At 71.4% G+C, this 20,325-nt stretch carries 22 protein-coding genes; 17 read left to right on the top strand and 5 right to left on the bottom strand.

The window, feature by feature from the left end:
• Positions 1-17 precede the first annotated feature (17 nt).
• The 11 genes from DEJ03_RS13305 (at position 18) to DEJ03_RS13255 (ending at position 9,721) form a co-directional block, all read left to right on the top strand.
• Positions 18-863, top strand: a complete 846-nt coding sequence (locus DEJ03_RS13305) for a metal ABC transporter ATP-binding protein (protein WP_110864994.1) — start codon at positions 18-20, stop codon at positions 861-863.
• The gene (locus DEJ03_RS13300) at positions 863-1,801 is read left to right on the top strand and encodes a metal ABC transporter permease (protein WP_071404908.1); all 939 of its coding nucleotides are present in this window, start codon (positions 863-865) and stop codon (positions 1,799-1,801) included. The genes DEJ03_RS13305 and DEJ03_RS13300 overlap by 1 nt, the downstream gene beginning before the upstream one ends.
• Complete coding sequence (locus DEJ03_RS13295; protein ID WP_027464954.1) at positions 1,798-2,223, top strand: Fur family transcriptional regulator; 426 nt, start codon at positions 1,798-1,800, stop codon at positions 2,221-2,223. The genes DEJ03_RS13300 and DEJ03_RS13295 overlap by 4 nt, the downstream gene beginning before the upstream one ends.
• A 10-nt stretch (positions 2,224-2,233) precedes the next feature.
• Positions 2,234-2,929: an alpha/beta fold hydrolase gene (locus DEJ03_RS13290; RefSeq protein ID WP_071246243.1), complete on the top strand. Its 696-nt coding sequence runs from the start codon at positions 2,234-2,236 to the stop codon at positions 2,927-2,929.
• A gap of 108 nt (positions 2,930-3,037) precedes the next feature.
• Positions 3,038-4,519 carry a lipase maturation factor family protein gene (locus tag DEJ03_RS13285; RefSeq protein ID WP_110864958.1) on the top strand — a complete coding sequence of 494 codons (1,482 nt, stop codon included), beginning with the start codon at positions 3,038-3,040 and terminating at the stop codon, positions 4,517-4,519.
• Between the two features lie 384 nt (positions 4,520-4,903).
• Positions 4,904-5,140, top strand: a complete 237-nt coding sequence (gene rpmB / locus DEJ03_RS13280) for a 50S ribosomal protein L28 (protein ID WP_027464952.1) — start codon at positions 4,904-4,906, stop codon at positions 5,138-5,140.
• Positions 5,140-5,310, top strand: a complete 171-nt coding sequence (gene rpmG / locus DEJ03_RS13275; RefSeq protein ID WP_017886456.1) for a 50S ribosomal protein L33 — start codon at positions 5,140-5,142, stop codon at positions 5,308-5,310. Before rpmB ends, rpmG begins: the two co-directional genes overlap by 1 nt.
• A gap of 2 nt (positions 5,311-5,312) precedes the next feature.
• Positions 5,313-5,618, top strand: a complete 306-nt coding sequence (rpsN, locus tag DEJ03_RS13270) for a 30S ribosomal protein S14 (RefSeq protein WP_017886455.1) — start codon at positions 5,313-5,315, stop codon at positions 5,616-5,618.
• A 290-nt stretch (positions 5,619-5,908) separates the two neighbouring features.
• Positions 5,909-6,196 (top strand): HU family DNA-binding protein, encoded by a 288-nt coding sequence (locus tag DEJ03_RS13265; protein WP_017886454.1) that lies wholly within the window; start codon positions 5,909-5,911, stop codon positions 6,194-6,196.
• A gap of 163 nt (positions 6,197-6,359) precedes the next feature.
• The gene (locus tag DEJ03_RS13260; protein WP_110864957.1) at positions 6,360-8,402 is read left to right on the top strand and encodes a cytochrome c oxidase assembly protein; all 2,043 of its coding nucleotides are present in this window, start codon (positions 6,360-6,362) and stop codon (positions 8,400-8,402) included.
• The gene (locus DEJ03_RS13255) at positions 8,399-9,721 is read left to right on the top strand and encodes an ATP-dependent RecD-like DNA helicase (RefSeq protein ID WP_071404912.1); all 1,323 of its coding nucleotides are present in this window, start codon (positions 8,399-8,401) and stop codon (positions 9,719-9,721) included. The genes DEJ03_RS13260 and DEJ03_RS13255 overlap by 4 nt, the downstream gene beginning before the upstream one ends.
• A gap of 322 nt (positions 9,722-10,043) precedes the next feature.
• On the opposite strand, the gene DEJ03_RS18015 is transcribed toward DEJ03_RS13255, so the two are convergent.
• On the bottom strand, positions 10,044-10,490 hold the full coding sequence (locus DEJ03_RS18015; RefSeq protein WP_171907796.1) for a DUF4383 domain-containing protein: 447 nt from the start codon (positions 10,488-10,490) through the stop codon (positions 10,044-10,046).
• A gap of 340 nt (positions 10,491-10,830) precedes the next feature.
• On the opposite strand from DEJ03_RS18015, the gene DEJ03_RS18010 reads away from it, so the two are divergent.
• Positions 10,831-11,631: a phosphatase PAP2 family protein gene (locus DEJ03_RS18010; RefSeq protein WP_181422716.1), complete on the top strand. Its 801-nt coding sequence runs from the start codon at positions 10,831-10,833 to the stop codon at positions 11,629-11,631.
• Between the two features lie 160 nt (positions 11,632-11,791).
• Entirely contained in the window at positions 11,792-12,931 is a 1,140-nt protein-coding gene (locus DEJ03_RS13240) for a CE1758 family FMN-dependent luciferase-like monooxygenase (RefSeq protein ID WP_027464948.1), read from the top strand.
• Positions 12,932-13,142: 211 nt separating this feature from the next.
• Here the strand turns inward: DEJ03_RS13240 and DEJ03_RS13235 are convergent, their stop codons facing one another.
• A complete protein-coding gene (locus DEJ03_RS13235) occupies positions 13,143-13,496 on the bottom strand; it encodes a multidrug efflux SMR transporter (RefSeq protein WP_110864955.1) in 354 nt (117 codons plus the stop codon).
• 1 nt (position 13,497) lies between these two features.
• On the bottom strand, positions 13,498-13,812 hold the full coding sequence (locus DEJ03_RS13230; protein ID WP_027464946.1) for a multidrug efflux SMR transporter: 315 nt from the start codon (positions 13,810-13,812) through the stop codon (positions 13,498-13,500).
• A 106-nt stretch (positions 13,813-13,918) separates the two neighbouring features.
• Between DEJ03_RS13230 and DEJ03_RS13225 the strand changes: the two genes are divergently transcribed.
• Genes DEJ03_RS13225 through DEJ03_RS13210 form a run of 4 tightly spaced genes read left to right on the top strand, consistent with a single transcriptional unit; the run spans position 13,919 to position 17,755 of the window.
• Entirely contained in the window at positions 13,919-14,497 is a 579-nt protein-coding gene (locus tag DEJ03_RS13225) for a TetR/AcrR family transcriptional regulator (RefSeq protein ID WP_258366991.1), read from the top strand.
• Between the two features lie 49 nt (positions 14,498-14,546).
• The gene (locus tag DEJ03_RS13220; protein ID WP_110864953.1) at positions 14,547-15,560 is read left to right on the top strand and encodes a permease; all 1,014 of its coding nucleotides are present in this window, start codon (positions 14,547-14,549) and stop codon (positions 15,558-15,560) included.
• Positions 15,547-16,368 (top strand): TIGR03943 family putative permease subunit, encoded by an 822-nt coding sequence (locus tag DEJ03_RS13215; RefSeq protein WP_110864952.1) that lies wholly within the window; start codon positions 15,547-15,549, stop codon positions 16,366-16,368. Before DEJ03_RS13220 ends, DEJ03_RS13215 begins: the two co-directional genes overlap by 14 nt.
• Positions 16,358-17,755 (top strand): hypothetical protein, encoded by a 1,398-nt coding sequence (locus DEJ03_RS13210; RefSeq protein ID WP_110864951.1) that lies wholly within the window; start codon positions 16,358-16,360, stop codon positions 17,753-17,755. The genes DEJ03_RS13215 and DEJ03_RS13210 overlap by 11 nt, the downstream gene beginning before the upstream one ends.
• Positions 17,756-17,888: 133 nt before the next feature.
• On the opposite strand, the gene DEJ03_RS13205 is transcribed toward DEJ03_RS13210, so the two are convergent.
• Together DEJ03_RS13205 and DEJ03_RS13200 are read right to left on the bottom strand one after the other, a co-directional pair.
• Positions 17,889-18,935, bottom strand: a complete 1,047-nt coding sequence (locus tag DEJ03_RS13205; RefSeq protein WP_110864950.1) for an NAD(P)-dependent alcohol dehydrogenase — start codon at positions 18,933-18,935, stop codon at positions 17,889-17,891.
• A 171-nt stretch (positions 18,936-19,106) separates the two neighbouring features.
• Positions 19,107-20,168 carry a glycerate kinase gene (locus DEJ03_RS13200; RefSeq protein ID WP_110864949.1) on the bottom strand — a complete coding sequence of 354 codons (1,062 nt, stop codon included), beginning with the start codon at positions 20,166-20,168 and terminating at the stop codon, positions 19,107-19,109.
• Between the last annotated feature and the right edge of the window lie 157 nt (positions 20,169-20,325).

Raw genomic sequence — 20,325 nt, 5'->3', positions numbered from 1 at the left:
GCCCGGCGACCACCACGGTGGACGACCGGGCTGCAGGTCGTCCGGTCCTCGCGCTCCGCGACGCCGGGTTGTCCTACGGCGCCCGGAAGCTCTGGGCAGGCCTCGACCTCGACCTCGCGCCGGGGGAGTTCGTCGCGGTCCTCGGCCCGAACGGCGCCGGCAAGACCTCACTGCTCCGAACCGTCCTCGGGCAGCAGCGGCTCACGAGCGGCACGATGTCGTTCCTCGGGCAGCCGGTGCACCGCGGCCACCGGAAGATCGGCTACATCCCGCAGCAGCGCCTGATGGAGGCGGGGACGCCCCTGCGCGCGCGGGACATGATCGCCCAGGGCGTGACCGGGCACCGGTGGGGGATCCGACGGGCGTCGAAGGCCGACCGGATGCGCATCGACCGGGTCCTCGACGAGGTCGGCGCCACCGCCTTCGCGGACGCCCCCGTCGCCGAGCTCTCCGGCGGCGAGCAGCAGCGCACCCGCGTCGGGCAGGCCATCGCCGCCGACCCCGCCCTGCTGCTGTGCGACGAACCCCTCATCTCGCTCGACCTGCGGCACCAGCGCGGGATCACCGAGCTCATCGACCGCGAGCGCCGGCAGCGCGAGGCCGCCGTGCTCTTCGTGACGCACGACGTGAACCCGATCCTCGACGTCGTCGACCGGGTCCTCTACATCGCCGGCGGTCGGTTCCGGATCGGTTCACCGGACGAGGTCCTGCGCGCCGACGTGCTCAGCGACCTGTACGGCACGCCCGTCGACGTCGTCCGCACCATGGGACGCATCGTCATCGTCGGGGCGAACGAGGCCCACGAGCACCACCCGGGCGAGGTCGACCCGCACGCCGACCAGCCCGACAAAGGGCGGATCTGATGGACCTGCTGTCGACCGTCTTCTCGTTCCAGGACTACGGCGAGCTCCTCGTGCTCGTACAGAACTCGATCTGGGCCGGCGCGGTGCTCGGCATCGTCGGCGGCCTCATCGGCCCGTTCGTCGTCGCCCGGAACATGCCGTTCGCCGTGCACGGCATCTCGGAGCTCTCGTTCGCCGGGGCCAGCGCCTCGCTGCTGCTCGGGGTGAACGTGGTGTCCGGATCGCTCGTCGGGTCGGTCATCGCCGCCCTGCTCATCGGTCTCCTCGGGTCGCGTGCCCGGGAACGCAACTCGATCATCGCCGTCCTCATGCCGTTCGGGCTCGGGCTCGGCATCCTCTGCCTGGCGCTCTACAAGGGCCGGGCCGCCAACAAGTTCGGGCTGCTCACCGGGCAGATCGTCTCGGTCGACAACCCGCAGCTGACGTTCCTGATCGTGGTCGCCGCGATCGTCGTGGCGACGCTGCTCGTCATCTGGCGCCCGCTGATGTTCGCCTCGGTCGACCCCGACGTGGCTGCGGCCGCGGGGATCCCGGTGCGGACCCTCGCGATCGTGTTCATGCTCGTGCTCGGGCTGGCCACCGCCGTGTCGGTGCAGATCGTCGGTGCGTTGCTCGTGCTGTCCCTGCTCGTCACCCCGGCGGCCGCTGCCCTGCGCCTGAGCTCGCACCCGGTCGTCGTGCCGGTGCTGTCGACGGTGTTCGCGGTGACGTCGGTCGTCGGGGGCATCCTGCTCGCACTGGGTGGCGGCCTGCCGATCAGCCCGTACGTGACGACGATCTCGTTCGCGATCTGGGTGGTCTGCCGGATCATCGGGTCGCGACGCGACAAGCGGGGACGCAACCGCGTCGCCGGCCGGAGCCAGCGTGGCGGGGGCGAGCCGGGCCTCCAGGCAGGGACGACGTCGACAGCCGGTCGGAAGGAAGAGGTGTCAGCATGAACGCCGTGCAGAAGACCAAGCGGAACACGTGGCAGCGCGAAGCGGTGCGCGGAGCCCTCGACTCGACCGAGGGGTTCGTCAGTGCGCAGGCGCTGCACCAGCACCTGCGGGACGAGGGATCGACCATCGGTCTGGCCACCGTCTACCGGGCGCTCGCCGACCTGGCGACCGAGGGCGACGCCGACTCGCTGCAGCAGGACGGTGAATCGCTGTACCGGGCGTGCACGACGGACGCGCACCACCACCACCTGATCTGCCGGAACTGCGGCCGGACCGTCGAGATCGAGGCGGACCCGGTGGAGCAGTGGGCGCAGGACGTCGCCGCCGCCAACGGGTTCACCAACGCCAGTCACGTCGTCGACATCTTCGGCGAGTGCGCCGTCTGCACGGCAGCCCGCGCGACCGCCGCCACCGACGAGTAACCTGCCCCGCATGCACGTCATCCTGGTCCCCGGGTTCTGGCTCGACGCGAGCGCGTGGGACGACGTCGCCCCGGTGCTCCGGGAAGCCGGGCACTCGGTGCAGGCCGTCACGCGCGATGGCGACACGCTCGACGAGCAGGTCGCCGCGTTGGTCGCGATCCTGGACGACGTCGCGTCCGCCGACGAACCCGTCGTGCTCGCCGGACACTCGGGTGCCGGGCCGATCGCGTACATGGCCGCCGACCAGCGCCCGTCGCTCGTCGCGCACCTGCTCTACGTCGACACGTTCCCGGGGCCCGAGGGCGGGTGCGTCAACGACGAGCTGCCCGTGGTCGACGGCGTCGTGCCGCTGCCGTCGTGGGACATCTGGGAACCCGCCACCGTCCGGGGCATGACGCCCGAGGTCCGGCAGGACGTCGAGCACCGGGCGATCCCCGAGCCGGCCTCGGTGCCGTCCGACCGGTTCCACTACGCCGACCCGGCACGGCACACGATCCCCGCGACGATCATCACCTGCGAGATCCCCGCCGCCGAGCTGCTGGCGATGGTGGCGGATCACCAGGCCTGGGCGGCGGAGCTCGTCGCGACCGAGGAACTCTCCATCGTCGGGCTCGAGACCGGCCACTGGCCGATGTTCACGGCGCCGCAGCAGCTCGGGGAGCTGATGGTGCAGGCGCTCGCGCCCAAGCCGACGCAGGCGCCGTAGGCCACACATGCCGTCGGCGACGCACGCCGTCGGCGACGCACGCCGTCGGCGACGCGTCGGGCATGACGCCGAGACGGACCGCAGCCCGCCCCGCGTAGCGTCCCGCCCGTGGACCTCGCAGCCTGGACGCAGTGGGCCGGCGCGTCCGACTACGACGTCGCCCGGTTCGTGCTGCAGCGCGGCGTCGCGGCGATCGCCTGCCTCGCCTTCCTGTCCGCCCTCGCCCAGTTCCCGGTGCTCGTCGGGGAACACGGCCTGCTCCCGGTGCCCCGGTTCATGGAGCGCCCGTACGCCCGCCGACTGCCGGTGGTCTGGCGGTGGTGGCGCTACACCGACCGACGGTTGCGGCTGCTCGCCGGCGGGGGAGCGGTGGTGTCCTTCGCCCTGGTCGCCGGTGTCCCGCAACGGGCCCCCTGGTGGGTGCCGATGCTGTGCTTCCTGCTGCTCTGGCTGGCGTACCTGTCGATCTCCGACGTCGGACAGACCTTCTGGGCCTTCGGGTGGGAGTCCCTGTTGGTCGAGGCGCTGTTCACCGTCGCGTTCCTCGGCTCCGACGACGTCGCGCCGCCGATCGTCGTGCTCGTCGCGCTGCGCTGGCTGGTGTTCCGGCTCGAGTTCGGTGCCGGCATGATCAAGATGCGCGGAGACCGCTCCTGGCGTGACCTGACGGCGCTGTACTACCACCACGAGACGCAGCCGATGCCGAACCCGGTGTCGCGGACGGCCCACCTGCTGCCCCGCCCCGTGCACCGGTTCGAGACGCTCGGCAGCCACTTCGTGCAGCTGGTCGTACCGTTCTTCCTCTTCGCGCCGCAGCCCGTGGCGTCGATCGCCGCCGCCCTCGTCCTGCTCACCCAGCTCTGGTTGGTGGTCTCCGGCAACTTCGCCTGGCTGAACTGGATCACCCTCGTCCTGGCCTTCGCCGCGATCGACGACCGGTCGGTGGCGGCGGTGCTGCCCTGGCTGCACGACAGCGTCGAGGCCGGGCCGACCGCGACGCCGGTCTCCTTCGTCGCGGTGACGGTCGCCGTCGGGCTGCTGCTCGCCTGGTTGTCCTGGCCGGCCGCGAAGAACCTGGTGTCGCGGCGGCAGCTCATGAACGCCTCGTTCAACCGGTGGCACCTGGCGAACGCCTACGGTGCCTTCGGCAGCGTGACGCAGCAGCGCGACGAGGTCATCGTCGAGGGAACCCTGGCCGAGGACCCGTCCGACGAGGACTGGCAACCGTACGAGTTCCGCGGCAAGCCGGGCGACCCGAGGCGTCGGCCCGGGCAGTTCGCGCCGTACCACCTGCGGCTCGACTGGCTGATGTGGTTCCTGGCCCTCGGTGCCGACGACCGGTGGTTCCGGGTGTTCGTCGTGCGGCTGCTCGAGGCCGACCGGCCCACGCTGCGGCTGCTCGCCGACGACCCGTTCGACGGGGAACCGCCGCGCTGGGTCCGCGCACGGATGTTCCACTACCGGTTCGCCACCCGGGCGGAGCGGCGGGAGACGGGCCTGTACTGGATCCGGCGGGAGCGGTACCTGCTCATGGCACCGGTCGGGCTCCCGCGCGGTCGTGCCGCGGAGGGCGGTTCGTCCACTTCGTGAGCAGGAACGGTCGGGTCGAGGTGCCCGACCCGACCGTTCCTGCTCACGATCGCGGGCGGTGGGGGTGACCAACGGGGTCACGTGAGCGGGACGGTCGGCCGCACCGGGCCTCCAGGCCTGGAGGCGCGGCTTGCGACACGCCCGGTCCTCGCGTAACGTGGAGCCCTGGTTCTCCGCGTCCGCGCGGCGGGCCCGTTGTTCCAAGCCCTCCGACCGTCGCGAACGCCGCGGTCGCGCGGTGTCCGGCTCTCCTTCGACAGGGGATGCGGACCTGGGCGGTGCACACAACCCCCTCGCACGGCCACCCCGGTGGCACTGCGCGTGTGCACCAGGCAAGTGAACTTGGGTGCGGCCGTCCGGTCGCACGGTACTCAGGAGGAAACCATGGCAGCAGTGTGCCAGGTGACCGGCGCCGTTCCCGGCTTCGGTCACAACATCTCGCACTCGCACCGCCGGACGAAGCGTCGCTTCGACCCGAACGTGCAGAAGAAGACGTACTACGTGCCCTCGCTTCGTCGTAACGTCACGCTCACGCTCAGCGCGAAGGGCATCAAGGTGATCGACGCACGTGGCATCGAGTCCGTCGTCAAGGATCTCCTCGCTCGTGGGGAGAAGATCTGATGGCGAAAAAGGGTCAGGACATCCGTCCGATCATCAAGCTCCGCTCGACGGCGGGCACCGGGTTCACCTACGTGACCAAGAAGAACCGTCGGAACAACCCCGACCGACTCGTGCTGAAGAAGTACGACCCGGTGATCCGCAAGCACGTCGACTTCCGTGAGGAGCGCTAAGCATGGCGAAGAAGAGCAAGATCGCGAAGAACAACCAGCGTGCCGTCATCATCGCGCGCTACGCCGAGCGTCGTCTCGAGCTGAAGAAGGCCCTCGTGGACCCGAACGGCACCGACGAGTCGCGTGAGGCCGCCCGCGTGGGCCTGCAGAAGCTGCCCCGCGACGCATCGCCCATCCGCTACCGCAACCGCGACGCCATCGACGGCCGCCCCCGTGGCCACCTCGGTGAGTTCGGCATCAGCCGTGTCCGTTTCCGTGACATGGCCCACCGCGGCGAGCTCCCCGGCATCACGAAGAGCTCCTGGTAAGCACTCGCAGTACACGACGCCCCGTCACCTCCTGGTGGCGGGGCGTTCGCTGTGTACGGGGTACATGCGAGCCGTCATTCGTCACATCTGCCCCTCCAGCACCCCCTCGGAGCCCCGACAACCCCGGAAATCCGGGCGAGTCGGCGGTTTTCACCCCCGGCGGCTGGTAGGTTCAACTCCGGTTCCGCCGGGCCCTCGGCCCACTGGCACCGTGGCACGGGGCACCCGCTCCGGGCGCCGGACGACACGTGCGTCCGACCGATACTGCAAGAAGTCCGAGGAGGACATCCATGGCTGACAAGTCACTGAACCGCACCGAGCTCGTCGCTGCCGTCGCCGCTGAGTCCGGCCAGAGCCAGGCCACCGTCAACGGCGTCGTCGACGCGCTCTTCAGCGTCGTCTCGTCGTCCGTCGCCGACGGCACGAAGGTCACGATCCCCGGTTGGATCGCCTTCGAGAAGACGCACCGCGCCGCCCGCACCGGCCGCAACCCGCAGACGGGTGACGCCATCGAGATCGCCGCGAGCGACTCGGTCAAGGTCAGCGCCGGCTCGAAGCTCAAGGCTGCGGTCAAGTAAGACTGTTCCGCGCATCGGGAGGGACGGCTTCGGCCGTCCCTTTCGTCGTTCCCGGGGCGCGCGGGCGCGTGGTGCGCGGGTCCTGGCCTGGAGGCCCGTGCCGGTTTGCACAGATCGGCCCGCCCCGTCCGTCGGCCGGGTGGGCACCGCCTAGGCTTGACGGGTGAATCGGATCGCGCGCATCGCCGGTCCCGCCGTGCTCCTGCTCGTCGGGTTCGTGGCGCTGCTCACGGCACTCGTCATCGGTGGGGGCGCGAACCCCGCACTCATCGCCGATCCGGGGCCCGGCGTCCGCTTCGGGCTGCCGATCGCCCGGCTCGTCGTCGACCTGTCCGCGGCCACCACGATCGGTGGGCTCGCACTGGCGACCGTCGGCCTCTCGCGCTCCGGCCCCGAGTGGAACCGCGCGATCGACGTCGCTGCCGGGGCCAGTGGTGTCTGGACGGTCGCGTCGGCCGTCGCCACGTTCTGCACGTTCCTCAGCGTGGCCGGTTCGCGCATCAGCATCGACGAGCAGTTCGGGCAGTCGATGGGGGTCTTCCTCACCGGCACCGAGCTCGGGCTCGCCTGGCTCGTGACCGTCCTCGTCGCCGCGGCCGTCACGGTGCTCTGCTTCGCCGTCCGTTCGAGGGGCATGGTCGCCCTGACCGCCGCGGTCTCGATGATCGGTCTCATCCCGCTCGCACAGCAGGGCCACGCCGCCGGTACCGCGAGCCACGACGCCGCCGTGACCGCACTGGGGCTGCACCTGGTCGGCGCGGCGCTGTGGGTCGGTGGGCTCGTCATGCTCGTGCTGCTGCGCGGGGTGCTGCCCGGAGACCGGCTGGCCGTGGTCGTGGCGCGGTACTCGAGCATCGCCCTCGGCTGCTTCGTGCTCGTCGCCGTCTCGGGTACCGCGTCGGCGCAGATCCGCGTCGGGGCGCTGTCGAACCTGTTCACCCCGTACGGCACGCTCGTCCTGGTGAAGATCGGTGCGATCGTCGCCATCGGGGTCCTCGGCGCGGTGCAGCGCCGTCGGGCCATCCGTGCGCTGACCACCTCGCCCGGTCGGCAGCGGCCCTTCTGGACCCTCATCGTCGTCGAACTCGCGGTGATGGGTGTGGCGTCGGGGTTCGCCGCGGCACTCGGACGGACCGCCACCCCGGTCGACCAGATCGCCCTGAGCAAGACCACCGACCCGAGCCCGGCGGAGCTCCTGACGGACGACCTGCTGCCGCACGCGCCCGGTGCGTGGGGCTGGCTGACCGAGTGGAACATCGACCTGTTCTGGCTGATGGCCGCCGTGCTGCTCGCCGCGACCTACGTGGCCGGCGTCGTGCGACTGCGGCGGAGCGGCGTGCGGTGGCCGGCGCGTCGCTCGATCGCCGCGGCCCTGGCGGTCGTGTCCCTGGTGGTCGCGACCTCGGGCTCGCTGCACCAGTACGACCGGTTCCTCGTCTCGGCGAACGTCGGTGCCCACGTGCTGCTCGGCCTGGTGGTCCCCGCCCTGGTGTGGGCGGCGGCACCCGTCGCGTTGATCCGCGCCGCCGTGCACCCCCGGAACGACGACAGCACGGGGGTGCGTGAGTGGACCGACGTCATCGTCGAGCACCCCTCCGTGCGGTACCTGGCCCAGCCGTTCCCCGCGTTCCTGCTCGCGGCGGCCCTGTGGTGGGCCTTCTTCGCCACCGATGCCGTCCGGTGGTCGGTGAGCGACCCCACCGGTCGTACCGTCAGCGACGCCGTGTTCCTGCTGGTCGGGCTGCTGGCCGTCCCGACGCTCTGCACACCGATCCCTGCCGGGCACCGTCGCCCGACCACGGCTGCCGCCGCCGTCCGGATCGTCGGGGCGATGGTGATCGCGGCGGGCACCGTCTCGCTCGGGATCGCGATGCGCGGGCCGCTCGGGCTGCTGCAGGCATCGTGGTTCGGTGCGATGGGCCGGACGTGGGGGCCGGATCCGCTCGTCGACCAGGCCCGGGCCGGGCTCGTGCTGATCGTCGCCGGGGTGCTGCTCCTGGTGACCGTGGTCGTGGTGGTGCTCGTGCGGCTGCGGCGTGACGGGGGAGACCCGGCCCACGCCGTTGACGCAGTTGCTGCCGGCGACGCAGCTGTGGCCGGTCCGACCGCCGCCGCCGAGCCCGCTTCCCGGGTTGACCAGGACGACCTGGACTTCGACGACGGCAGCGACGACCTCGAACCCTCGCCCGGGGCGGACGCCCGATGAGCATCGAGCTGAGCGACGAACAGCGCGCGGTCTTCGAGTACATCGAGCACACCCGTGACCACGTGTTCATCACCGGCCGGGCCGGCACGGGCAAGTCCACGCTGCTCAACCACCTGTCGTGGAACACCGAGAAGCAGGTCGTCATCTGCGCCCCGACGGGGGTCGCTGCGCTCAACGTCGGCGGCCAGACGATCCACTCCCTGTTCCGGCTGCCGATCGGGCTCATCGCCGACGCCGAGCTGCGGCAGGGCCCGGACACCCGCAAGCTCCTCAACACGATCGACACCCTGGTCATCGACGAGGTCTCGATGGTCAACGCCGACCTGCTCGACGGCATGGACCGGTCGCTCCGCAAGGCCCGCGGTCGGCAGTTCGAGCCGTTCGGCGGTGTGCAGGTCGTGATGTTCGGCGACCCGTACCAGCTGCCCCCGGTGCCCGGCGACGCCGACGAGCGCGCCTACTTCACCGACCACTACCGGTCGATGTGGTTCTTCGACGCCAAGGTGTGGCTCGAGGCCGAGCTCAACATCATCGAGCTCGCCACGGTGCACCGGCAGCGCGACGACGCCTTCGCCGCGATGCTCACCGCCGTCCGGCACGGCCGGGTCACCGCGGACATCGCCGAGCAGCTCAACACCGCGGGGGCCCGCCCGGCCCCGGACGACGCCATCACCCTGGCGACCCGCAACGACACGGTCGCCCGGATCAACAAGGCGGCCCTCGAGCGGCTGCCCGGCAAGGTGAAGACCGCCAAGGCCGACGTGAACGGGGACTTCGGCGGACGGAACTTCCCGGCCGACGAAGCCCTCGAGTTGAAGCCCGGCGCGCACGTGATGTTCCTGCGCAACGACGCCGACCAGCGCTGGGTGAACGGCACCCTGGGCATCGTGACGGCCATCCGCGACACGGTGTGGGTCGACGTCGACGGTGAGTCGTTCGAGGTCCAGCCGTCGGTGTGGGAGAAGTTCAAGTACTCGTACGACGCGGACAAGAAGGAACTCAAGAAGGACACCGTCGGGGAGTTCCAGCAGTTCCCGCTCCGGCTCGCCTGGGCCGTGACCATCCACAAGTCGCAGGGCAGCACCTACGACCGGGCCGTGGTCGACCTCGGCAACCGGGTGTTCAGCGCGGGCCAGACGTACGTGGCGCTGTCGCGGCTGACCTCCCTCGAGGGGCTGTTCCTCACCCGGCCGCTCCGGCCGCAGGACATCATCGTCGACCTGGATGTCCGACGCTTCATGTCCGAGGCGCCCCGCATCGTCGCCACCGAGCTCGAGGCCCCGAAGAAGCAGCCCGACGCCGACTCCGACGCCGACTGACGCGTCCGACTGACCCGTTGGGTCCGCTTCGGCCTCACGCCGCCGGGCACGCGCGCCTGCCTGCCCGGTCGCACACTGCCGAGCGGTCACGGCTCCCCGTCGGTCCTGCGCCGAGTGGTCACTCGTCGTCGCCTGAACGCTCCGCATCCGACAGTTCGTGACCGGCCGACGCACCTGAGCGGGGAGTCGTGACCGCACGACACCCCCGCCGGACGACACCGCCGCCGGACCACCCCGCCGAACCGCCCCGCCCCCGCACACACGACGACGCCCGCCTGCCGGAGCGGCAGACGGGCGTCGGGAGTGCGGTCGAGCGGGTGCGTCAGGCGCGCGCCGCTCGCAGCGCGCGGAGGTTCTCCTTGTCGGCACCGAGCGCGGTGAGCAGCAGGAGCACACCGACGATGGCGTGGAACACGTTGTCCGTCGTGTTCAGGGCGAAGACGTTGGCCGAGGTGTCGACGAAGACGAAGCCGTACACCGCGAAGAGGACGAGCAGGACGCCGACGAGCAGGTTGCCGTTGCGCGATCCGACGGTGTTGCCGAGGCCGGTGATGAGCAGCACCGCGGCGAGCAGCACCCACACCAGGCAGAGCGCCGGGTTCACGCCGAACGCGTTCCACAGCATGCCGCCCTGGCGGTTGAAGAAGCCCGGGTCGCCGTCGGCGGCGAAGAAGAAGCCCAGGACGCCCCAGAGTGCGAGGACGCCGCCGGCCGTGAGTGCGAGACCCCGGTTCGGCGAGGCGATGATGCCCGGTTCCTTGATGGCCACTTCGGTTTCCTCCTCGTACACTGCCGACGCGACGTGCGTCGATCCCGCGTGGTGCGACGGCCCGGCGGGGATCACCGATCCCCTCGTGTCAGCGCGCAGTGCACGGCCGACGGGGGTGCGGTTCCCAGCCTCCGGCCGGTGCTCCAACGGTATCGTGTCGGACCCCGACCGACCCAATCGCAGCGCCGCCGCCAGTCGTGCGACGAGCCCGACGACGACCACTCCGAGGAGGACCAGCCCGGTGACCTTGACACCCGAGCGCAGTGCATCCGAGTCGCGCGGACCGTGGGTCTCGCGGCGGGGGCGGTGGGCTGCGCTGGCGGCTCTGGGGTTCGTGATCGTGCCTCTCGTCTACGGGGTCGCGGTGCTGACCCCGGTCGGTCAGAAAGCGGAGGACGCCGCGCTCGGCGGGGTCCGGGAGTCCGACCTGTTCAGCTCGGACACTGCGCTCAACGTCATCTCGGTGCCGGTGATCCTGTTGCTCGTCGTCGTGATCGTCGCCGTGGCGTTCGCCAGACGGCGGCTCTCGGTGGGACTCGGCGCGGGGGTCGTGGTGCTCGCGTCGGCGGCCACCTCGACGCTCCTCAAGCGTATCGCCGTGCGCCCTGAGATCGCTCAGTCGACGACGCCGAACTCGTTCCCGTCCGGGCACGCGACGATCGCACTGGCGGCGCTGTTCGCGGTCCTGATGGTCACGCCTCGTCGGTTCCGCCCGCTGGTGACCATCGTCGGCGTCGGGTACGCGGTCTTCGTGGCGAACCAGACCGTGGTCTACGGCTGGCACCGGGTCAGCGACATCATCGGCGCCTGCGCGATCGCGATGTTCTGGCTCGGGATCGTCCGCGCGGTCGGACCCCGGGTCGACCGCGGGCTCCGGGGCGACCGTGACGGTCGGCGGGGGCCTCGGCGGGTGGTGAGCGTCGTGCTCCTCGTCGCGACCGGGCTCACGCTGGTGATCGGTGTCGCGGCGCTCGTGGTCGGCCTGACCGGTGACGGCGCGTACGACCACGCCGCGATCCTGGTGGCGGGGCGGTTGGCGTCCAGCGCGAGCGTCCTGGCGGTCGTGACCATCGTGTGGTTCCTCGACGGGATGCACCACGCCGCGCGCACCGACCCGGCCACGCTGCCGACCGCCCGCTGACCCAGCCACGCTGCAAGCCGTCGGCTGACCCGGGGAGCCGAGCCGGGCCTCCAGGCCGCCCGTCCGACGGGCGTGAGCCTGGCGGGAATGCCACGCCGTGCGCTACGTTGTACCGAGCAAGTCGATGCAAACGCATCGAAATCGCGAAAGGCGGCGCATCATGCAGTTCGGCATCTTCACGGTCAGTGACGTCACGACCGACCCCACGACCGGCACCACGCCGGACGACACCCAGCGCGTCCGCGACATCCTGACGATCGCCGAGCATGCCGACCAGGCCGGGCTCGACGTCTTCGCGACCGGTGAGCACCACAACCCGCCGTTCGTGGCCTCGTCGCCGACCACGCTGCTCGCTTACCTGGCGGCGAAGACGAAGGACATCACGCTGTCCACGTCGACGACCCTGATCACCACGAACGACCCGGTGCGCATCGCGGAGGAGTACGCGATGCTCCAGGTCGTGTCCGACGGCCGCATGGACCTGATGATGGGCCGCGGCAACACCGGCCCCGTCTACCCGTGGTTCGGGCAGGACATCCGCCAGGGCGTCAACCTGGCGATCGAGAACTACGCGCTCGTCCGCCAGCTCTGGGAGAACGACGTCGTCAACTGGCAGGGCAAGTTCCGCACGCCGCTGCAGGGCTTCACCTCGACCCCGCGTCCGCTCGACGGTGTCCCGCCGTTCGTCTGGCACGGCTCGATCCGCACGCCGGAGATCGCCGAGCAGGCGGCCTACTACGGTGACGGCTTCTTCCACAACAACATCTTCTGGCCGATCCAGCACACCGAGCAGATGGTCGGCCTGTACCGCCAGCGCTTCGAGCACTACGGGCACGGCCGCGCCGATCAGGCGATCGTCGGGCTCGGTGGGCAGTTCTTCGCGCGGAAGAACTCGCAGGACGCGATCAACGAGTTCCGGCCCTACTTCGACAACGCCCCGGTCTACGGCCACGGCCCCTCGATGGAGGACTTCACCGCCCAGACCCCGCTCACCGTCGGTTCGCCGCAGCAGGTCATCGACCGGTACGCGGCGATGAAGGACCACGTCGGCCACTACCAGCGCCAGCTGTTCCTCATCGACCACGCCGGTCTGCCGCTCAAGACGGTGCTCGAGCAGATCGACATCCTGGCCACGGACATCGTGCCGGAACTGCGCAAGCTGAACGACGAGGGTCGCCCGGCCGACGTGCCGTCGGACCCGCCGTCGCACGCGGCACGCGCCGCTGCTGCGATGGCGGCCGGCACGGTCGGCAGCGACCACGTCGCCGCCGAGGACGAGTGGACGGGCGCGTCGGTCTGACGCTCGCTTCGTGAGCAGGAACGGTCGGGTCCCGCGAGGTGACCCGACCATTCCTGCTCACCATGCGCGGTGGGCGCGACCCACAGACGGACGGGAGGCGCCGTGCCAGCTGGCACCGGGCCTCCCGTCCGTCTCGGCGCGCGTGCTCGGACCGCACTCGCCTCACGGGGTCAGCGACACGTCACAGGATCGCTGGTGCGTGAGCTGTCGCTCAGCGCGTGAGGTCGGCGGCGGGCTCCACGACGGGGCGGGCCGGCACGAGCTTGAGGCCGACGACGCACCCGACGATGCCGGCGATGAACAGCAGGCGCAGGACGGTGACGGGCTCCGCGCCGGTGGCCATGCCCCAGAGCACGGTGAGGGCGGCGCCGGTCCCGGTCCACACCGCGTACGCCGTGCTGATCGGGATGTGCTTCAAGACGTAGCCGAAGGCGACCAGGCTGATCACGATCGTGACGGCGAACACGACCGTCGGGCGGAGCTCGGTGAAGCCGTCGCTCTCGCCGAGGGCGGTCGCCCAGACGGTCTCGAGCGCGGCGCTGACGAACAGGACGATCCAGGCCACGTCAGCTCACCACCTTGAGGCCGATGACGCACGCCACCAGGCCGAAAACGAGGGCGAGGCGGGCGAAGGACGCGGCCTCCTGTCGACGGAGGATCGCGACGACCACGGTCAGGGACGCCCCGATGCCGACCCAGACGGCGTAGGCGGTGCCGACCGGGATGCTCTTCATCGCGAAGGCCAGCCCCACCATGCTCAGCGCCATCCCGGCGACGAACACGATCGTGGGGACGACCTTCTTGAAGCCGTTCGAGGCGCTGAGGGCGGTGGCCCAGACGGCCTCGAGCACGCCGCTGAGCACGAGGATTGCCCATGCCATGACGATGTCCTTTCCTGCGGGAGTCGTTCGTTCTCGTTGTCGTACGACTGTGCGACAAGGAGATCGACGGTAGCACGAGTTCGTACGACTGTGCGAGTATGGCGTCGTGGCCAGGAGCATGGACGTCGACGAACGGCGCCGCACCGTGTCCGAGGCGGCGTGCCGGGTCCTCGTGCGCGACGGGCTCGGAGCGTTGAGCGTGCGAAACGTCGCCGCCGAGGCCGGACTGCCGCCGAGCACGGTCCGCTACACGTTCCCGACCCAGGCGAGCGTCCGCGAGCACACCATCACGCTCGTGTTCGACCGGATCCGCGAGCGCATCGACGCCATCCCCGCTGACCTGACGCCGGCCCGACGCGCACGCCGGATCGTGCTCGAGCTGCTGCCCCTCGACGAGGAGCGGGTCGTCGAGCTCGAGGTCTACCTGGCGCTCGGCAACGCCGCGCTCACCGACGTCGGGCTCCGGCCGACGCTCGACCGGACCGTCGCGGCGATGCGGACGTGGTGCGAGGAGGTCCTCGGGCTGCTCGGGGTACCGGCGGACGACCGGGAGTACGAGGCCTGCCGCCTCCACGCGCTCCTGGACGGACTCGCGATGCAGGTCGTCCGACTGGCTCCGGGGGAGTCCGGCGACTGGGCGATCGACGTGCTCGACCGGCACCTCGACGGCGTCACCGCGGGTTGAGCCGCCCCGTGCGCAGCCCCGGGCAGGAGGCGTCACCTATCCTGTCCCGGTGACGACGACCACGCGGCCGCCGCAGCGCACCCGGAGCCTCACCGGCCCCGGCCTGGTGCTGCTCGCCGTCGTCGTCCTGCTGGGCATCCGGCTGTTCTCCCCGAGCATCGGGTCGACCGGGCTGCCGGACGTCGTGCAGGACTTCCTCACACTGGCGATCAGCGTCGTCGTCGAGTCCCTGCCGTTCGTGGTGCTCGGCATCGTGCTGTCGATCGTCGTCGAGGTCTGGGTGCCGGTCGGCGCGCTCGAGAAGGTCCTGCCGCAGAACGCCTTCGGTCGTCGCGCCGTGATCTCCCTGATCGGCATGCTCTTCCCGGTGTGCGAGTGCGGCAACGTCCCGCTCGCCCGTGGCCTGATGATGCGCGGGTTCACGCCGGCCGAGGCCGTCACGTTCCTCGTCGCGGCCCCGATCCTCAACCCGCTCGTCATCATCAGCACCGCGCAGGCGTTCGGCTGGTCCGGGTGGATCCTGCCGGTGCGCATCGTCGGCGGGTTCGTCATCGCGAACCTCGTCGGCTGGATCGTCGCCGCGCACCGCCGTCCGGCCGACCTGCTGCTCCCCGCCTTCGAGGCCCGGTGCCGTGCGGCCGTCGGAGCGCCCCGCGGCCTGCACCGCTGGCGGCAGAGCGCCGCGCAGTTCGGCGGCGAGACGGCGACGATGATGCCGGCGCTGTTCGTCGGTGCCGGCCTCGCCGCGGCGATCCAGGTCGCCGTGCCCCGATCGACCCTGGTGGCCGTCGGCTCGAACCCGGTGCTGTCCGTCGCGGCGATGATGCTGCTGGCGATGACGGTGTCGCTCTGCTCGAACGTCGACGCCTTCTTCGCGCTGTCCTTCGCGTCGACGTTCCTGCCCGGGTCGATCACGGCCTTCCTGATCATCGGGCCGATCATCGACGTCAAGATGATCGCCCTGCTGCGCACGACGTTCCGGGTCCGCTTCCTGGTGCTGCTGTCCGTCGTGTGCGTCCTGTTCTCCGGAGCCGTCGGGTTGGTGATGAATGTCCTCGTCTGATGCACGCAGCAACGCCGCCGCGTACCTGGGTCTCGGGTCGGTGCTGGCCGCCGCCCTCTGCACGCTGTGGCTCGCGCTGGTCGGGCACCTCGACCTGTACATCAACCCGCGGTACTCGGTGTTCACGGTCGTGCTCGCCGCCGTCGGGGTGCCCGCGTCGATCGCCGCACTCGTCGTCATCGCCCGGGGCCACGGCCACACCCACGGCGACGACGAGGACGACCTCGATCTGCACCAGCAGCAGCGGACGGGAGGCCGCCGTCGCGCCGTCCGCCTCGCCCTCGGCGGAGCCGCCGCCGTCGTCACGATCGGCGTCACCGTCGCGATGCTCGTCCTGCCCCCGACGACCCTGTCCGCCCGCACCGCCCAGCAGCGGAGCGTGGACTCCGCGACCCTGTCCAACGCCACCGGCTCGGAGTCCGCGGTGCAGCTGCTCGGCAGCGAGGGCGTCGACACCTCGGAGTACGGCGTCAAGGACTGGGCCGCGCTGATCCGGCAGACCACCGACACCACTGCGCTGGTCGGCAAGCAGGTCGAACTGACCGGCTTCGTGGTGCCCGGCGACGACGGGTCCTTCACCCTCACCCGCTTCGTGATCAGCTGCTGCGCCGTGGACGCGCAACCGGTCGGCCTCGGTGTCGTGACCGGCGACGGCGCCGGCACCGGGACCGTACCCGACGAGGGCCAGTGGGTCACCGTCCGCGGAGCCCTGGCCGCCAACCCGGACCAGTCCGCCGACGCCCGCATCGTCGTCAAGGCCGCGAAGATCACCGACATCGCGCAGCCCGAGGACCCGTATGAGTTCTGAGCGCCGCCCCGTCGCACACCGCTTCCACCGCCGGTACGTCGCCGTCGTGGTGGTCCTCGCCGTGGTCGCCGCGCTCGCCGCGGTCGTCGGCTCGCAGCAGGGCCCGCGGCTCCGCGACGTGTCCTACGACGCGACCGGTCTCGTCACCCGTCCGGCCCAGCGGGTGATCCTCACGGCGAACCAGGCGCTGCAGAAGGTCGCCGCCGCCGACGTCCGGGTCAGCCCGGCTGCGGCGCACACCGTGACCTCGAGCGGCAACACCATCGCCGTCGAGTTCGCCGGACCCCTGGCCTACGACCGCGAGTACACCGTGACGGTCGCGGACGTCCGGGCACCCGGGCAGCGCGCCACGTCCGACCTGACCGCGGCGATCCGCACCGGCAGCACCGACGTGCTCGCACTCGTGCCGGGGCAGGCCGGGGCGAAGGACCGCATCGTCCGGCGATCCCTCGACGCGGGCGGCGCCACCACCGTCTACGAGGGCACCGCGATCTCCGAGTACGCCCGGCTCGGCCGTTCCCTGGTCGTCGTGAGCGGCACGGACGCCAGCTCGTCCGTGGACATCGTGGCGCTGAGCGGTGGCGTGCAGGACGCCGATGCCCCCGTCGAACACCTCACCCTGCCGACCGCCGAGGGCCGCGTCACGGCGCTCCACGTCGCCGACGACGGTGCCTCGTTCGGGTTCGAGTACGCCGACACCTCGACCGGGCAGTCCCGGAACACCGGCCTGTACGTGGTCGACATGACGGGCACCCACATGCCCACGGCGATCGCGGCGAACGGCAAGCCGAAGACGGGCGCGGTGCCGATGACGGTCGCCCAGTGGGCCTACGTGCCGCGGACCGAGAGCGCGCTGGTCCGGACGGGCGGCGACGACCTGGTGCTCGTCGACATGAGCGGGCGTGCCGACCCCGTCCGGCTCGGCAGCGCCACCTACCTGCACGGCTTCGTCGGTACCGGCACCACGGCCGTCGTCGAGACGGGCACCGGCATCGAGCGGCTGGACCTGACCGATGGGTCGAAGTCGGCGCTGCAGGCACCCGCTGCGAGCACCGATGCGGCCGTCCTCGGCCGCATCGCCCAGCTGTCCGACGACACGTACCTGCGGGTGCTGGGGGACGTGCGGTCGGACGGCACCATCGCGGCACGGATCGTGCGTGTGGACGGGGGACGGGCCTCCCGGCTGCCCGTGACGATCCCGGACGACGCGAGCGTCACCGCGGTCTGCCCGTCCCCGAACAGTCAGTTCGTCGCGGTCGCGACGAAGTCGGCGACCGGCGAGCTCGTGAGCATCGTCGACGCGGCCTCCGGCGCGCTCGAGGCGAGCATCGACGCGGGCTCCGTCGACTGGTGCGGCGCGCTGCCGTCCGGTGACGAGGTCGGCTGACGGCACCGAGACCACAGACGGGCGCGCCCCGCTCCGTGGCAACGCGAAGCGTTGCGCGGGGCGCGCCGACCGAGCCTGCGAGGGAGGGCGGTGCCAGCCGGCAACGGGCCTTCCGTCTGTCAGGTGGTGACGACTACGCCAGCGTGGCCGTGTCGATCACGAAGCGGTAGCGGACGTCCGAGGACAGCACGCGCTCGTAGGCCTCGTTGATCTGGTCGGCGCTGATGAGCTCGGTCTCCGGGAGGATCCCGTGCTCGGCGCAGAAGTCGAGCATCTCCTGGGTCTCCTGGATGCCGCCGATGGCGGAACCCGCCCAGCTGAGCCGACGCGGGATGAGCGCGAAGGCCGGCACCTCGAGCGGCTCGGACGGAGCGCCCACGTTGACGAGCGTGCCGTCGACCTTGAGCAGGCCGAGGTAGGCGCCCATCGGGATCTTCGCCGAGACGGTGTTGATGATCAGCTCGAAGGAGTTCGCGAGCTTCTCGAACGTCTCCGGGTCCTTCGTCGCGTAGTGGGCCTTCGCGCCGTAGCGGAGCGAGTCCTCCTGCTTCGAGGTGGTCTGCGACAGGACGGTGACCTCGGCGCCGAGCGCGACGGCGATCTTGACGGCCATGTGACCGAGCCCGCCCATGCCGACGACGGCGACCTTGGTGCCGGGGCCGGCGTTCCAGTGGTGCAGCGGCGAGTAGGTGGTGATGCCGGCGCAGAGCAGCGGCGCGACCTTCTCGATGTCGAGCGACTCGGGGACACGGAGGACGAAGTCCTCGTTCACCACGACGGCCTGCGAGTAGCCGCCCTGGGTGATCGAGCCGTCGGCCGGGTCGACGCTGGCGTAGGTGCCGATGTTGCCCTTGAGGCAGTACTGCTCCTGGCCGGCGACGCAGTTCTCGCACTCGCCGCACGAGTTCACCATGCAGCCGACGCCGACGCGGTCGCCGACCTTGTGCTTGGTGACGTTCTCGCCGACCTCGGTGACGTGGCCGACGATCTCGTGGCCGACGACCTGCGGGTACTGGATGGGGCCCCACTCACCGCGGACGGTGTGGATGTCCGAGTGGCAGATGCCGGCGTAGGCGATGTCGATCGCGACGTCGTCCGGGCCGACGTCCCGACGGGTGATGGTGGTCTTGACGAGCGGCTCGGTCGCTGACGGTGCCGCGTACGCGTTGACGGTGCGCAATGATCTCCTCGTGGGGGTGGTGCGTTGCGGGCCGGTTCCGGCCCGGAACCAGTGTGCGCGCAGCCGCGGCCGGGTGGGAGGTACAACCAGGACACCCCTGTGCGCGCGGACGGGCGCGTCGCCGTGGCTGCCCGGCGCGTCCGCGCGTGGTGCTCGCGTCGTTCTGCTCGCTCAGGCGAGCCGGGCCAGCCGCTGCCCGGCGATCGTGGCGAAGCGCAGCGGGTCGGCGAGGGCGTCGTCGGGCTCGCCGGTGGTCTGCGTCGCGAGCACGGTGAGCGACGCGGCGGCCGCGTAGTCGTGGAGCGGGGCCTCGATCGCGCCGGCGACCAGCATCGAGCGGGCTCCGGGAGCGTGCGCCGCGGTCAGGTCGCGGACCACCGAGGGCACCTTGCCGACGGCGCTCTGGCCGTCGAAGCACCCTTCGCCGCTGATCACGACGTCGGCACCGCTCACGTCGGACCCCTCGAGCATCGCCGGCAGCCCGAGGACCTCGGCGACGGCCGCGGCTCCGCCAGCGAGCGTGGCGCCCCACACCAGCAGGCCGAACCCGACACCGCCGGCGGCTCCGGCGCCCGGGGTGTCCGGGTCGACGTCGGGGAAGCGCGCGGCCCAGGTGCCGAGTCGGCCGTCGAAGGACGCCACACGGTCGGGCGTGATGCCCTTCTGCGGGCCGAAGACGGCGGCGGCACCGGTCGGACCGAGCAGCGGAGAGGTCACGTCGGTGAGCACCGTGACGCCGAGCGGGGGGAGTGCGCGGAGGCCGTCGGTGCCGGCTCCGTCGCTGTCGAGTCCGAGCGCCTCGAGCACCGGACGCCCGCCGTCGGTGGACGCGCTGCCCCCGATGCCGAGCACGAGTCCCGTGGCGCCGGCGTCGAGCGCGGCGGCGATCGCCTCGCCGAACCCGCGGCTCGTCGCCGCGTCCGGCATCGGTGCGTCGAGCAGGGGGAGGCCGCTCGTCGCCGCGAGTTCCACCACCGCGCGGCCGTCGGGCAGCCGGAGCCAGTGGGTGTCGACCGGCGTGCCGGCCGGCCCGGTGACGGTGACGGGGACCCAGACTGATCCGGGGACGGCGGTCTCGAAGGCGTCGAGCGTGCCCTCGCCGCCGTCGGCCATCGGGACGAGCACCACGTCGTCGTCGGGGCGTTCGGTCAGCCAGCCGGCACGGACCGCCGCTGCGATCGACGCCGCCGTCGCGGTGCCCTTGAACGAGTCCGGAGCCACGATGATGCGCACGGTTCCCACCGTAGCGGCCGGTCGCCAGACGACGGCGTGTGCAGAACACGCCGGCGTGTGCGCGGGTGTGAGACGCCGGTGTGTGCGCAGGACGCCTCGTTGTCCGCGAGACGCCTCCGGATTCGGCGGCGTCTCGACGACATGACGGCGTCGAACG

The sequence above is a fragment of the Curtobacterium sp. MCLR17_043 genome (assembly GCF_003224215.1).
Taxonomy (GTDB): Bacteria; Actinomycetota; Actinomycetes; order Actinomycetales; family Microbacteriaceae; genus Curtobacterium; species Curtobacterium flaccumfaciens.
Note: the sequence above shows the minus strand (reverse complement) of the source record. Positions and strands in the feature narration are given on the sequence as shown.

Coding starts and splice junctions, on each gene's coding strand:
- DEJ03_RS13300 (WP_071404908.1), top strand. CDS start 863: ATGGACCTGCTGTCGACCGTCTTCTCGTTCCAGGACTACGGCGAGCTC.
- DEJ03_RS13295 (WP_027464954.1), top strand. CDS start 1,798: ATGAACGCCGTGCAGAAGACCAAGCGGAACACGTGGCAGCGCGAAGCG.
- DEJ03_RS13290 (WP_071246243.1), top strand. CDS start 2,234: ATGCACGTCATCCTGGTCCCCGGGTTCTGGCTCGACGCGAGCGCGTGG.
- rpmB (WP_027464952.1), top strand. CDS start 4,904: ATGGCAGCAGTGTGCCAGGTGACCGGCGCCGTTCCCGGCTTCGGTCAC.
- rpmG (WP_017886456.1), top strand. CDS start 5,140: ATGGCGAAAAAGGGTCAGGACATCCGTCCGATCATCAAGCTCCGCTCG.
- rpsN (WP_017886455.1), top strand. CDS start 5,313: ATGGCGAAGAAGAGCAAGATCGCGAAGAACAACCAGCGTGCCGTCATC.
- DEJ03_RS13265 (WP_017886454.1), top strand. CDS start 5,909: ATGGCTGACAAGTCACTGAACCGCACCGAGCTCGTCGCTGCCGTCGCC.
- DEJ03_RS13255 (WP_071404912.1), top strand. CDS start 8,399: ATGAGCATCGAGCTGAGCGACGAACAGCGCGCGGTCTTCGAGTACATC.
- DEJ03_RS13240 (WP_027464948.1), top strand. CDS start 11,792: ATGCAGTTCGGCATCTTCACGGTCAGTGACGTCACGACCGACCCCACG.
- DEJ03_RS13230 (WP_027464946.1), bottom strand. CDS start 13,812: ATGGCATGGGCAATCCTCGTGCTCAGCGGCGTGCTCGAGGCCGTCTGG.
- DEJ03_RS13215 (WP_110864952.1), top strand. CDS start 15,547: ATGTCCTCGTCTGATGCACGCAGCAACGCCGCCGCGTACCTGGGTCTC.
- DEJ03_RS13210 (WP_110864951.1), top strand. CDS start 16,358: ATGAGTTCTGAGCGCCGCCCCGTCGCACACCGCTTCCACCGCCGGTAC.